Raw genomic sequence first — 13,560 nt, 5'->3', positions numbered from 1 at the left:
CGGGACCGTACCGGCAGGGAAGGCAGCGGATCGTCCGCTTCCCTGCCAGTCCCGACTGCAGAACGAACTGCAGAGGAGGGACGTATGCTCGATACCCTGATCGAGGGCGCACAGGTGGTCCTGCCGCAGGGAACCTTCCAGACCGGCCTCGGCATTCAGGACGGCCGCATTGCCTTCATCGGTGACGACCCGCCGAAGGCGCGGACCCGCCTGAAGGCCGACCAGCTGGTGCTGCTGCCCGGCGCGGTCGACCTGCACGTGCATTTCAGCGAACCTGGACGCGGCCACTGGGAAGGCTGGGCGCACGGCAGCCGGGCCGCACTGGCCGGTGGGGTGACGACGGTGGTCGATATGCCGCTCAACGCCGTGCCCGCCACAGTGAATCCGGACGCCTTCGCACTCAAGCGCGGACTGGGCGAGCAGAAATCGGTGGTCGATTTTGCCCTCTGGGGTGGCCTGATCGACGACAACCTGAGCGAGCTCGGTGCGCTGCACCGCTGCGGGGTGACTGGCTTCAAGGCGTTCATGCTCGACACCGCGGACGCCAGTTTTCCCTACGTGCCCGACGGTCTGCTGATCGACGGCATGCAGCAGATCGCGGCGCTGGACGCGGTGCTGGCGGTGCATGCCGAGAACACCGCGCTGATCGCTCACCGCACCGCACGCCTGAGGGCCGCCGGGCAGGACGATGCCCGCGCCTGGCTGACCGCTCACGACGAACTTCAGGAACTCGACGCGGTCCGACGCGCCCTGCTGTTCGCCCGTCACAGCGGCTGCGACCTTCACCTGGTACACCTGAGTACCCCGGAAGCGGTGGACGCGGTGCTGAACGCGCAGAGAGACGCTCAGGCGGTCACCTCCGAGGTGTGCGCCCACCACCTGCTCCTCACCGACCAGGACTTCGTCCAGGGCGGCGCGGAATTCAAGTGCGCGCCACCTCTTCGCTCCAGACAGGCCACCGACGGCCTCTGGGAACAGGTGCTGGCCGGACAGGTGAACGTGCTCGCGAGCGACCACTCTCCGTGCCCGGGAGAGGACAAGGCGGTGAGCGACATCTGGCGGGCCTGGGGCGGAATCAACGGCGTTCAGGTGCTGCTGCCGCTGCTGCTGAGTGAAGGCGTGCTCGCGCGCGGACTGCCGCTGCATGAACTGGCCCGCATGCTCTGCCACGCCCCGGCTGTGCGGGCCGGCATCGCGCACCGGAAAGGCAGCCTGAAGGTGGGCCTGGACGCCGACCTGGTACTCGCCTCGCTTCGGGCGCCGTGGACCCTGCGGGCCGACGACCTCCAGTCGAGGCATCCCCACTCGGCGTACGTCGGCCACCGATTCGGGGCACAGGTGCTCAGCGTCTACCAGCGCGGCGTGCAGACGGTCTCGAACGGTCGCCTGACGCGCGAGACCCTGCGGATGGGCGAGTGGCTGCCCCCGGTGAAGGCGCCTGCGTCAGCGGGAATCCGGTAACCACCGTATCGTTGCGGTCGCGGTGAAAGACCCGAGTCCGCCGCGCCGCTGTGCGAGGCCGAACTGAACTGTCGGCCAGGAAGACCGCCAGGTCGCTCCGAGCAGGGAAAGCGGAGGTCGATCAACGCATCTGATCAGCGGCGCCCTCTGCGTCAGGTTGATCAGTGATCTCATACGGTGTTGAGCTGAACGCCTGGAGTTCAGCCGGGCGGAACGCGAAGCCGCCGTCCGGCCGCGAGCACCAACAAGTACGGTTTTGATCCGATTGCAGGGATGACGGAACCAGCGCCGACCTCCCCTCCATCTCCTCGAAACCGTATGACCCGGTCGTGTTGACGCGGCCGCTCGTGCTGCGCCAGTTCGCCCGGGGTGTTGTTCGCGTCCGGGCGTCGTGTGAAGGGTGGCTGAGGATGGGCGGGTTGACACGGGTGGGTTGGGGTGGGATGCTGCGTTGTAACCGATTACAAGATTCCGCATCCGGGCGGTGAATCTGTTCATATGCTTTTGTAACCGGTTACAATCGGTCATGCCGACCGACCCGTCCGCCACCCCACCCAAGCGAGGCTCCGTCATGCAGAGGACCACCATCAACGACATCGCCCGCGCTGCCGGAGTCAGCAAAGGAACGGTCAGCCGCGTCCTCAACGGTCACAGCACCGTCGCGAGCCGCACCCGCGCCGTGGTGGAACGCGTCATGCAGGACCTGAACTACGTGCCGGACCCCGCCGCACGGCACCTGTCCTGGCGCACCGGCCAGACGCTCGGCCTCTCCACCCTGCCCGGCGACCCGCTCCTCAGCCCCTACCAGGTGCTGTTCAGGCGGGCGCTCGAAGCGCACACCGCGCCCGCCGGCGTCCAGCTCCTCGACCTGCACGGCGACCTCGGGAACGCCGCGCACCTTCCGTCCGCCGTGGTGCTCATGCACATCAAGCCCCACGACCGCCGCCTCGCCATCCTCGCCGAGCGTGACGTCCCGGTCGTGCTGATCGGTCACCACCCGCAGTACCGCTGGGTGGCGCCCGACGACCGGGGCGGCGCGGCCCTCGCCACCCGGCAGCTCACGGACGCCGGACACCGCGACCTGCTGTTCCTCGGGACGGGCGACAGCCAGGTCGCCCGGGACCGCGAGGCCGGATTCCGCGAGGTGGCCGAACGCGTGAATGCCCGCGTGCACACGCTGCCGGGCGGATACACCGTCCTCGACGGGTACCGGACCGTGCGGCGCGCCTGGGAGGCCGGAACGCGCTTCACCGCCTGCTTCGCCGCGACGGACGAACAGGCGGTCGGTGCGGCCGCCGCCCTCGCGGACGTGGGCGTGCAGGTTCCGCGGGACGTGTCTGTCGTCGGCTTCGACGGGCTGCCCGAACTGCCGCTCCCGCTTCAGCTCACCACCGTCGCCCAGGACATCGCCCGCATCGCCGAGGTCGCACTCACGCTCGTGCAGGAAGCGCTCGCGGGCCACCCGGTCCGCGGCGAATTCATCCCCGTGCAGTTGCGGCCCGGCCAGACCGTCGCGGCCGCCCGGCCCTGAACCCTCCTTCACCCACCGGAGACCCCATGAACCCAGTCACGCGCCTCACCCTGTCCCTGCTCGCCCTCACCCTGCCCACCGGCGCGCTCGCCCAGAGCGTCACCGTCAAGATCAACGGATACGGCGGCACCGACCCCGCCGTGGTCGGCGACCTCATCAACCGCTTCGTGAAACCCGCCCTCGCCAGGGACAAGATCAACGTGGTGTACGAACCGATCCAGGGCGACTACAACAAGGGCCTCACCACGCTCCTCGCGGCCGGGAACGCCGGGGACGTCTTCTACCTGCCCGGCGAGACGCTCGACGGATTCGTCGCGACCGGCAAGGTCCTGCCGCTCAACGGCCTCGTGAGCAGCACCCCGTTCATCGGCAGCCTCAACCGGACCTTCACCCGCAAAGGCAAGCTGTACGCCGTCGCGAAGGACTTCAACACCTTGAGCGTCGTGTACAACAAGGATCTCTTCGACGAGGCGGGCGTCGCGTACCCGAACGCCCAGGACACCTGGAGTACCTTCGCGAAGAAGCTCACGGACGTGAAAAGCAAGCTGGGCAGCGACTACTCCGGCCTGTGCCTGCCGCCCAGCTTCGACCGGTTCGGTGCGTTCGCGTACGCGGCCGGCTGGACGCAGTTCGACGCCAAGGGCCGCACCAACCTCGCCGACCCGCGCTTCGTGTCGGCCTTCAACTACTACACCGGCCTCGCCCGGAACAAGGTCGGCGTGCAACCCAGCGAACTGAGCAAGGACTGGGGCGGCGGCTGCTTCCAGACCGGCAAGGTCGCCGTCGCCATCGAAGGCGGCTGGATCGTGAACTTCCTGAAAGACAACGCCCCCAACCTCAAGTACGGCACGGCGCTGCTGCCCAGGGCGGACGCGACCGGGAAACGCGGCAACTTCCTGTATACGGTCGGCTGGGCCATCAACGCCGGCACCAGGAACCGCGCGGCGGCCGTGAAGGTCCTGAACGCCCTCACGAGCGCGCAGGCCCAGGAGTACGTCCTGTCGCAGGGGCTCGCCATCCCCAGCCGCAGCGCCCTGAGCAGCAGCGCGTACTTCAAGCGCAGCGACGCGGGCGCCCTGAACAGCAAGGTGATCTTCGACGGCAGCACCGACGGGAACGTCAGGGGCTTCACGTTCGGCCCGCAGGGCAGTGACTGGAGCAAACCCATCAACGACGCGCTCGCCGCCGTCCTCAGCGGTCAGAAGAGCGCCGCCGACGCGCTCAGGAAGGCGCAGAGCGACATGAACGCCTTCCAGAACCGCTGACCCGCCGCGGCCAGCCGCACAGGCCCGGTCTTCCCGGCCGCGAACGACTGGCCCGCACCACCCCTTGTTCCCTTCCTTCTTCCCGGTCGGCCGTCCCCACGGAACGGACCGATCGGTCTGTGTCCACCCTGAATTCAGGCGGGAGGTGACCGTGCAGAGCAGAGGATCTTCGACCGTGACGGCCTACGCGTTCCTAATGCCGTTCCTGGCGGTGCTCGCGGTGTTCTTCTTCTACGCCTTCGGGCGCGCCGTGTATTACTCGTTCAGCGACTTCAACCTCTTCAACACCCCGCACCTGATCGGCCTGAAGCCGTACGGGGACGTGCTTTCGGACACCAATTTCCGGCGCGCGCTCACGAACACGCTGCTGTACGCGGTGATCACGACCGTGCTGCAGACGGTGTTCGCCCTGCTGATGGCGGTGGTGCTCAACCGCCGCCTGCGGGGCCTCGCGTTCTTCCGGGCCGCGTGGTACATGCCGAGCATCACGTCCAGCGTGGTCATCACGCTGATCTTCCTGTGGCTGTTCCAGCGGCGCGGCGCGGCCAACTACCTCTTCTCGCAGCTCGGGGCCGCGCTGCCGGTGGTGGGCGCGTTCCTGCTGCTGCTCGTGGTGATTCAGGCGGTGCAGGTCGCCTGGGAACGCTCGCGCTCCCTGCCGGCCAGGGCGCTCGATCCGGCGCTGCTGGTGGTGAGCGCGCTGCTGGCGGGCGCCGTGACGGCCGTCCTGACGGTGACGGGCGTGCTGCACGTGCGTGAGGCCGTGCCGCTCGACTACCAGTACTTCGCGGACCGCTGGGTGCAGGTGGGCGGCGTGCAGGTCATCAGCGTGCCGATGCTGGTGATCATCGCGCAGAACGTCTTCACGACCGTCCCGACCCTGATGCTGTTCTTCCTGGCGGGCCTGCAGGGCGTGCCGGGCGCGCTGTACGAGGCGGCCGAGATCGACGGGGCGACGCCGGTGCAGCAGTTCCTGAACGTGACGGTGCCGATGCTGCGTCCCGTGACGTTCTACGTCGTGACGGTCGGCCTGATCGGGACGCTGCAGATGTTCGACCAGGTGGCGATCATCGGGAGCGCCGCGCCGCAGAACACCATCGTGACGCTCGCGTACTACGTGTACCGCAACACCTTCCAGAACGGCGTGGCGCCCGTGAACCTCGCGTCGGCCGCCGCAATCCTGCTGGCACTGATCACGCTGGCGCTGGTGTTCGTGCAGCGGCGGTTCTTCGTCGCGCCGGAGAGCGGGTCGTGACGGCCGTCCGTGAGGCCCTCCCCGCGCCGGTGCAGGGCCGGGAGCGCTGGCTCGCGCGTCGCCGCTGGGCGCGGGCCGGGTGGCTGTACCTGTTCATGCTCGTGATGAGCGTGTTCTTTCTCGGGCCGTTCCTGATGGGCGTGCTGAGCAGCGTCAAGGAGAACCCGAACGAGTACCCCCCGCGCCTGATCGTGCCGCAGCTGACGCCCGCCGCCATCGGCCGCGCGTACCGGCTGGGCGTGGCGGGCAGCGGCGACGGCTGGCAGGGCGGTCTCGTGCCGGGCCGTAGGGTGACGTTCGAGGTGACGGTCGCCACCCGCGCGGGGCAGGCGGCCCGCCCGCCGAGCGCGGCGCTCTTCACGTACCAGCCGACCAGCCTGGTCGGCAACGTGAAGTACGCGCAGGCGAGCGACTACGCCCAGGTGACGCTCGGCGCGCCCGTCCGTACGCCCGCCGGGGACCGCTACCGGGTCACGGTCACGTACCCGTCCCTGACCCGGACGTCCGGGAAGCTGGTGGACGCGGTCCTGAGCGCCCCGGACGGCGCGGACCTCCGCGCGCGCCTGCAGGACGGCCGGGTGGTGCCGGTGGTGCTCGACACGCCCGAAGCGCAGTCGCACGCCTTCGACCTGAGCGAGTACCAGCCGGTCCGGCTCGTGCAGGCGGACGACCGGTACGTGCTGAGCGGCCCGCTGCTGGAACGCACGCCGCTGCAGGTGGACGTGCAGCGCGGGCAGAGCTTCGCCTCCACCACCCTCCCGCCGAGCGACATTCAGAACTTCTCGCGCAGTTACGCGTTCCGCAACATCACGCCCGGCGTGCTCGGGTACACCTTCAACAACTACCGCCGCGCGTTCCGGGAGACGAACGTCGTCGAGACGGGCCAGAGCCTGTTCCTGCGCTGGACGCTGAACAGCTTCCTGATCGCGGCGCTGAAGGTCGTGAGTTCCGTGGTGCTCGCCAGTCTCGCCGGGTACGCCCTTGCCCGCCTGCGCTTTCCTGGCCGCAGCCTGATCTTCCTGGCGGTGCTGTTCGTGCAGATGGTCCCGACGCAGGTGACGCTCGTCAGCAACTACCTCGTACTGAAGAACCTCGGCCTGCTGAACATCTGGGGGCTGTGGGTGTCGGGCCTCGTCGGGGCGGGCGGCGTGTTCCTGATGAAGCAGTTCTTCGAGGGCCTCCCGAAGGAACTCGAAGAGGCGGCCAGCATCGACGGCGCGAGTCCCTTCACGACCTTCTGGCGCGTCATGCTGCCGCAGGCCGGTCCGGCCCTGATCGCACTGACCATCACGACCTTCCAGGGCGCGTGGAACGATTTCTTCTGGCCGCTCGTGATCCTGCGCGACCAGAGCAGTTTCACGCTCACGGTCGGCCTCAGCAACTTCCGTGAACTGTACGGCGGGCAGGGCGACTACGCCCTGATCCTGGCGGGCGCGGTGCTGAGCGCCATCCCGGTCATCGTGGTGTTCGTGGTCTTCCAGCGGTACTTCGTCAGTGGCGGCACGGACGCCGCCGTGAAAGGCTGACCGCTCCCGGTCGTCCACTTCTCCTCGCCTCTCCCCGGCCCTCCCCCGGGCCGGAGCCGCGCCCCGGCGCGCCCCCCCTTCTCCTGGAGTCCTATGCTCAGCACCCGAACCGTCCTCAAGGAACACGAACTCTACCTCGTCGCCGACGCGCAGTACGCCGTGAGCAGCGGCGAGTCCGGCTTCTACCGCCGCGACACCCGGCACCTGTGCACGTACCGCTGGCTGCTGGACGGCGAGGCGCCCCAGCCGCTCGTGCAGCACCTGCGCGCCCCGTTCTGGATGAGCGAGGAGGCCGGGAACGCGAACCTCGGGTACACCATGCACACCGGCCTGAGCCGGAACCTGACCGTCAGCGAGGGCGGCCTGCGGGACCACGTGGTCGTCCGGACGTACACGCCGGAGCGTCACACCCTGCGGCTGGAACTCGCGGCGGACTTCGTGGACATGTTCGAGGTGCGCGGCTGGCAGCAGCAGCCGCCCCGTGACGTGCTGGTCACGCCCGGCAGCGGCGGCGTCACGTTCAGTTACGCCTCGCGGGACGGCCTGCGCTGCCGCACCGAGGTGACGGCGTCGCCCGCCGGGACGTGGGACGGCACGGCCCTCACGTGGGAGGTGCCGGGCACGCCGGACGGCACGGCCCTCGACCTGACGGTCACGGTCCGCGCCCTGCAGGACGACGAGTCGCCCAGGCCCGCCGACCCGGACGCGCTCGCACGGGAGTACGGCGCGTGGCTGCCGCCACTCACCCTGCCGGACGCGCAGGACCAGCGCGTGCTGGAACGCAGCCTGCAGGACCTGCGCAGCCTGCTGTTCCACACGCCGCAGGGGCCGTTCCCGGCGGCGGGCCTGCCGTGGTTCGTCGCGCCGTTCGGGCGGGACTCGCTGATCATCGCGCACCTCGTCCTCCCGCACCGGCCGGACATCGCGCTCGGCGTGGCCCGTTACCTCGCGGCGCACCAGGGCCAGCGGCACGACCCGCGGACGCTGGAGGCGCCCGGCAAGATCCTGCACGAGGAACGCACCGGCGAACTCACGCGGCTCGGCGAGACGCCGTTCACGCCGTACTTCGGGACGGCGGACGCCACGCCGCTGTTCGTGTGGCTGGTCGGGGAGCTGAGCCGTACGCACCCGGACCTCGCGGCGGAACTGCAGCCGAACTGGCAGGCGGCCCTCGGGTGGATGATGACGGACGGCGACCCGGACGGTGACCTGCTCATCGAGTACACCCCGCACGAGGGCGGCATCCGCAATCAGGTCTGGAAGGACAGCGGGGACAGCACTTTCGGCGCGGACGGGCAGGACGCCGAGGGTCCGGTGGCCGTGATCGAGGTGCAGGGGTACGCGTACGCGGCGTACCTGGCGGGCGCGCAGCTCTCGCGCCTGACGGGCGACGAGGCGGCCGCCCGGAGGTACACGGAGCGGGCGCGCCTCCTGCGCGAGAAGGTGCAGGCGGACTTCTGGTGGGAGGAACGCGGGTACTACGCGCACGCCCTCGACGGGCAGAAGCGCCCGCTGCGGGTGCTGGTGAGCAACCCGGCGCACACGCTGTGGACCGGCGTCATTCCGCCCGAACATGCGGGCGCGGTGGTGAAGGCCGCGCTCGGGCCGGAACTGTACAGCGGGTGGGGCCTGCGGACGCTCGGCACGCAGGAGGTCCGCTACAACCCGGTGTCGTACCACAACGGGTCGGTGTGGCCGCACGACACGGCGGTCTTCGCGCTCGGGCTGGAGCGCTACGGCTACGAGCAGGAGGCCCGCAGGGTCGCGCGTGACCTGTACGACGCCGCGAACTGGGCGACGGACGCGCGCCTGCCGGAACTGTTCGCGGGATTCGCGCGCACGGACGGCCCGCCCGTCCCGTACCCGGCCGCGTGCCACCCGCAGGGCTGGGATGCGGCCATCCCGCTGGCACTCGCGCACCTGATCGCGGTTCCGGCACCCGCCGCACCGGGCGAGCCGGTCGCGCCCCTGGGCTGAAGCTCCGCCGCACGCAGCCTGAAAGCACGGGCACGCCGCCGACCCTCCGAGGGTCGGCGGCGTGCCCGTGTCAAGGTGGACCGGGGGAAGTCAGCGGCTGCGGCGGCGGCTGTATGCCTGACTGGACGCGATCTTGCGGGCGCGCGCCTCGTCGCCATGCTGCACGTGCGCTTCGAGCACGCGGAACTCCGCGATGTCGTCCTGCAGGTACTCGGAGGGCGGCGCGGACGCCACGAGCATGGACGCGGTCGTCATGGCGTGCGCGGCGGCCCCGTGGTCCCCGGCCTTCCAGGCGCGGGCCGCGTCGGCCTTGCTGCGCGCGAGCAGGAGGCGCGTCACGGTGGCCGCGACCTCCTCGTCCTCGGGGATGGCCGCGTACGTGTCCTGCGGCAGGACCGGCAGGTCCAGTTGCGCGCGCAGGATGCTGCGGCGTCCCGTGAGGGGGTCCGTCCAGGCGAGGCGCACGCGCATCACGGGGAGCAGCGTGGTCTGCTCGGGGGTGGGCACGTGCAGGCGCACCACGGCGTCGGTCGCGTCGCCGTACTGCAGGTTCGGGAGTTGCGCCCGGCCGAGCGCGTTCTGCTCGAAGTCGTTGAGCGTGTCGTGCAGCCGGATGCCGGTGCCTGGGTTCGGTTCCACGCCGAGGCTGACGGTGCGGCCGTACTGTGCGGCGAGGCCGCGCAGTTCCGCCGCGAACAGTGCCGAGAGGTCCTGCGCGCGCTCCACGTAGTACGCGTGGCCGTCCCCGGCGTTCGCCATGCCTTCGAGGAGTTCCTCGTCGTAGTCGTCGCCCATCCCGAAGGTGCTGGTGCTCACGCCGCGCTCCGCGAGCCGGGCGACGTGACGGCGGATGGCGGCGGGGTCGGTGAGGCCCGCGTTCGCCTGCCCGTCGCTGAGCAGCAGCACGCGGCTCAGCACGCCCGGCGCGAGGTGCGCGGCGACCTGCGTGGACCCTTCGACCCAGGCGGGGAACAGTGCGGTGCTGCCGCCCACCTCGATGCCGCGGATGAGGGTGCGGGCGTGCGCGGCGTTCTGCGCGGTGGTGCTGGGCACGAGGACGTGGACGGCGTCGTCGAAGGTGACGACGCTGAATCGGTCGAGCGGTCCGAGGTCGTCCAGCACGGCGAGCGCGACGCGTTTCGCGGTGTCGAGCTTCTCGCCCTGCATGCTGCCGCTGCGGTCGAGGACGAGCGACACGTTGAGCGGCGCGCGGGGCGTGGGCGTTTCCGGGCGGGCGGGCGGCGTGACGCGCACGAGCACGTCGAGGAACTGGTCCTCGCCACTCTGCAGGGCGGGGCGCAGGGGGCGGAAGGTGATGGTGGGGTGGGGGGTGGTGGGCTGGGTCATCGGATGCTCCTTTCGCGCGCCGGGGTGGACGGGGGCGTGCTCGCCGCAGCGGGTGCGGTGAGGTCGGTGGGGGGTGGGCTGACGGCCTGGAGGGTGAAGGGTGGGCGGACCCCTCCACACTAACAATGACAATTCAGGTTGTCAACGCTTAATGGATATGTAAGTATTTCGGCGGAGTCCGCCCCGGCCAGATCCCCGCCCATACAGCCCCGCCGCTACAGGTGCCGCAGGAACGCCCCCGGATTCGCCAGGAAATCCCGCATGAGCCTCACGTGTTCCAGATCGTCATACCGCGCCTCCCGCACACCCTCGGCGTCCACATGCAGGATCTGCGCGCCTGGAAACGCGAGCAGGACCGGGGAATGCGTCGCGATCAGGAACTGCGCGCCCCGCTCCGCCGCCGCCCGGACGAGCGAGATCAGGGACAGCTGCCGCAGCGGCGACAGGGCCGCCTCGGGCTCGTCCAGAATGAACAGCCCGCCCCCACGCACCCTCGCCTCGAACAGCCGCAGGAACGCCTCCCCGTGCGACCGCGCGTCCAGCCCCTCACCGTACAGGTGCCGCAGCGCGTGAACCGCGCCCGCGTGAGGCTGCGCGTGCAGGGCCAGCGGCCCGTCCACCGCCCGGATGCGGCCGAGTTCCGCTTCGGCCTCGGCCTTCATCGTCTGCGTGCGGCGCGCGTACCCGAAGAAATCCTCGGCCCGCAGGAAGAACCCCGTGCGCGCCCGCCGGTTCCACGACAGCCGCAGGCACGACGACAGTTCACGCGCGGCCCACAGCGTCGGATCGCGCTGCACGTCCTCGCTGCCCGCGCTCGGCAGGTCGGCCTCCACGGCCACCGCTTCCAGCAGGGTACTCTTGCCCGCCCCGTTCTCCCCGACGAACAGCGTGACCGGGCGCCCGAACTGCAGGCGAAGCTCCTGACGGACGAACGGGACCGTCCAGGGAAAGGACGACCGCGCCGCGCCGGACGGCGAACCGAACGACAGCCCAGCCAGCGGCAGCAGCACGCGCGGATCATCCATGCACCCATGATAGGGGCGAAACGAGCACGGGCCGTCGCGACCCACGGCCGGAGGAGCGACTGTTGACACGGCGGAAAGCCGCCCGAAGGTGTATACCGTGAGGCATGACGAGGTCGATCGGTACACCACAGGACCAGGGCACAGGGGAACCGGGGTCCCGTCCGCCAGGATGGACTTCCCCGCTGCAGATCGTGGGCATCGTGCTGGCGCTCACGTCGCTCGGCCTGTCGGCCTACACCGTCTGGAACGATCCCGCGCGGCGAGCAGCGGCCGACCAGCAGTCAGCGACCGAACGCGCACTCCGTGAGGGGTACGCGGCTGATTCACTGGCGGCTGCCACGGCGGCCAATGTCCGGAACGGCTGCTGGGCCAGCGCACAGTACCAGCTCGGGAAACGGATCAGGGCGGTCCCTGAAAGCGCACCGCCGATGTGGTCGCGCACCACAGCCTCATGGACATGGGTGAGCGCGGTGGACGTGAAGAACGCCTCCGGAACCTCCCGCCGGGTGGGCTTCCACTGCACGATGACCGGTCCGAAGCTCGACGGCTCGGAAGTCGCGGCGGTCCTGGACAGACCGTCCGGCACGGCGCCCTGATAAAGGTTTGAGCTGAACTTATAGAGTTCAGCCGAGCGGAGCGAGCGTCAAAGAGTACGGTTTTGAGGAGATGGATGGGATGGCGGTGGTGTTCCCGCCATCCCTGGAATTGGATCAAAACCGTATGAGACCCGGCGGAGCGGCGCAGCGCCCGGTTCAGCGGGCGTAGCGGCGGCCCCGGTAGTCGGCGTAGATGCCGATCCCGTAACTCAGCTTGCGGCCACTCTCGAGGAGAGTGTGGCCCTGCACGCTCATGCCGGTGCTGCTGCCGCCGTCGAGGAGCAGGGCGTCCCGGAGGCCGAGTCGCCGCATGACCTTGCCCATTTCGGGCGCGGTGAGGGGCGTGCGGGTGCTGACGAAGACCAGGTCGCGGTTGCCGTTCAGGCCGACGGCGCTGCGGGCGGCGCGGCGGAAGACGCCCGTGTCGTGGTACGCGGCGCTGAAGGTGCGCTGCACTTCGCCCGCGCGCAGGATGCGCGGGCCGGTCGCGATGACGGTCTCCATGCCGGTCCAGGTGGCGTCGAGCGGCCTTCCCAGGAGGGCGGTGGTGCTGGGCGCGATGGTGGCGCGGTTGTCGGGCGTGATGGCGAGCGCGGTGGGGATGCGGCCCCACGTGAGGAGACGGCCCTGCATGACGAGGTCCCCGGCGGGCTGGTAGGACGTGACGTGGAAGTACCCGCCGTTGATGACGGCGCGGGCGCCGCTGCGGGCGGCGAGGGTGCTGACGCGCGCGCCGCTGCCGAGTCCGCCCGCGGGGAGGACGGGCGTGACGAGGACGCCGCGGTGGCGCAGGTCGACGTGCAGCACTTCGACGGGGACGTTCAGGGGCCGCAGGTGCTTGTGCGTGACGGCCGCGCCGCGCGGTGCGGGCGGGATGGGGACGGGCACGCGCTGCGGGACGAGCACCTTCATGCCCGGCTGGACGGACGTCCGGCCGAGGTGGTTGAGGGCGCGCAGGGTGGTGGGCGTGGTGTGGTAACGCCGGGCGAGGGCCGCTTCGGTGTCCTTGAGGGTGACGCGGACGTGGCGGTACACGACGCGCACCTCGGTGGTGCGGGGCCGTGCTGGGGCGGCGGGCGCGTGGGCAGCGGGCGCGTGGGCGGCGGCGGGCAGGGTGAGGCGTTGCCCGGGCTGCAGGGTGGTGCCGCGCAGGCGGTTCGCGGTCTGGAGGGCGCGGACGGTGGTGCCGGTGCGGCGGGCGATGCTGCTGAGCGTGTCGCCGGGCATCACGCGGTACGTGCGGGCCTGGACAGGGTGAGGCCGGGCGGGACTGGACTGGGCAGTGCGGGGCTGTGCAGGTCTGGGGGCGGCGAACGTGGTCGCGGCCCGGACGGCAGGGCGGGCGGTGGGCGGCGTGAGGCGCAGCGTCTGCCCGGCATGGATGGTGGTGCCCTGCAGGGCGTTCCACTGCCGCAGGTGCGCGACGGTGACGCCCGTCCGGACGGACACGCGGTACAGGGTGTCGCCGGGCCGGACGGTGGCGGCCTGGGCGGCCAGCACCTCACCGGCGAGCAGGAGGAGCAGGGGCAGGAGTCGGCGCGTCATGGGTGAACACTTGAGCACGCGGGGCGGGCCGG

Annotated in this window: 10 protein-coding genes; 7 read left to right on the top strand and 3 right to left on the bottom strand. The window is 70.5% G+C overall.

The window, feature by feature from the left end:
- Positions 1-84 precede the first annotated feature (84 nt).
- The 6 genes from allB to IEY33_RS04535 all read left to right on the top strand — a co-directional run bounded on the left by allB (position 85) and on the right by IEY33_RS04535 (position 9,015).
- The gene (allB, locus tag IEY33_RS04560) at positions 85-1,461 is read left to right on the top strand and encodes an allantoinase AllB (RefSeq protein ID WP_188961089.1); all 1,377 of its coding nucleotides are present in this window, start codon (positions 85-87) and stop codon (positions 1,459-1,461) included.
- A 526-nt stretch (positions 1,462-1,987) separates the two neighbouring features.
- On the top strand, positions 1,988-2,992 hold the full coding sequence (locus IEY33_RS04555; protein WP_229670769.1) for a LacI family DNA-binding transcriptional regulator: 1,005 nt from the start codon (positions 1,988-1,990) through the stop codon (positions 2,990-2,992).
- Positions 2,993-3,018: 26 nt separating this feature from the next.
- The gene (locus tag IEY33_RS04550; protein ID WP_188961088.1) at positions 3,019-4,257 is read left to right on the top strand and encodes an ABC transporter substrate-binding protein; all 1,239 of its coding nucleotides are present in this window, start codon (positions 3,019-3,021) and stop codon (positions 4,255-4,257) included.
- 175 nt (positions 4,258-4,432) lie between these two features.
- Positions 4,433-5,512 (top strand): carbohydrate ABC transporter permease, encoded by a 1,080-nt coding sequence (locus IEY33_RS04545; RefSeq protein WP_229670768.1) that lies wholly within the window; start codon positions 4,433-4,435, stop codon positions 5,510-5,512.
- Positions 5,509-7,038 (top strand): carbohydrate ABC transporter permease, encoded by a 1,530-nt coding sequence (locus IEY33_RS04540; protein WP_229670767.1) that lies wholly within the window; start codon positions 5,509-5,511, stop codon positions 7,036-7,038. Before IEY33_RS04545 ends, IEY33_RS04540 begins: the two co-directional genes overlap by 4 nt.
- Before the next feature lie 93 nt (positions 7,039-7,131).
- Positions 7,132-9,015 carry an amylo-alpha-1,6-glucosidase gene (locus IEY33_RS04535; protein ID WP_188961087.1) on the top strand — a complete coding sequence of 628 codons (1,884 nt, stop codon included), beginning with the start codon at positions 7,132-7,134 and terminating at the stop codon, positions 9,013-9,015.
- A gap of 90 nt (positions 9,016-9,105) precedes the next feature.
- Here the strand turns inward: IEY33_RS04535 and IEY33_RS04530 are convergent, their stop codons facing one another.
- Positions 9,106-10,362 carry a vWA domain-containing protein gene (locus IEY33_RS04530; protein WP_188961086.1) on the bottom strand — a complete coding sequence of 419 codons (1,257 nt, stop codon included), beginning with the start codon at positions 10,360-10,362 and terminating at the stop codon, positions 9,106-9,108.
- A 215-nt stretch (positions 10,363-10,577) separates the two neighbouring features.
- Entirely contained in the window at positions 10,578-11,387 is an 810-nt protein-coding gene (locus tag IEY33_RS04525) for an AAA family ATPase (RefSeq protein WP_188961085.1), read from the bottom strand.
- 191 nt (positions 11,388-11,578) lie between these two features.
- On the opposite strand from IEY33_RS04525, the gene IEY33_RS04520 reads away from it, so the two are divergent.
- On the top strand, positions 11,579-11,983 hold the full coding sequence (locus IEY33_RS04520) for a hypothetical protein (protein WP_188961084.1): 405 nt from the start codon (positions 11,579-11,581) through the stop codon (positions 11,981-11,983).
- A 156-nt stretch (positions 11,984-12,139) separates the two neighbouring features.
- On the opposite strand, the gene IEY33_RS04515 is transcribed toward IEY33_RS04520, so the two are convergent.
- Positions 12,140-13,528 (bottom strand): LysM peptidoglycan-binding domain-containing protein, encoded by a 1,389-nt coding sequence (locus IEY33_RS04515; RefSeq protein ID WP_188961083.1) that lies wholly within the window; start codon positions 13,526-13,528, stop codon positions 12,140-12,142.
- Between the last annotated feature and the right edge of the window lie 32 nt (positions 13,529-13,560).

The organism is Deinococcus aquiradiocola (assembly GCF_014646915.1).
Lineage (GTDB): Bacteria > Deinococcota > Deinococci > Deinococcales > Deinococcaceae > Deinococcus > Deinococcus aquiradiocola.
This window is presented reverse-complemented; position numbering and strand designations above follow the sequence as displayed.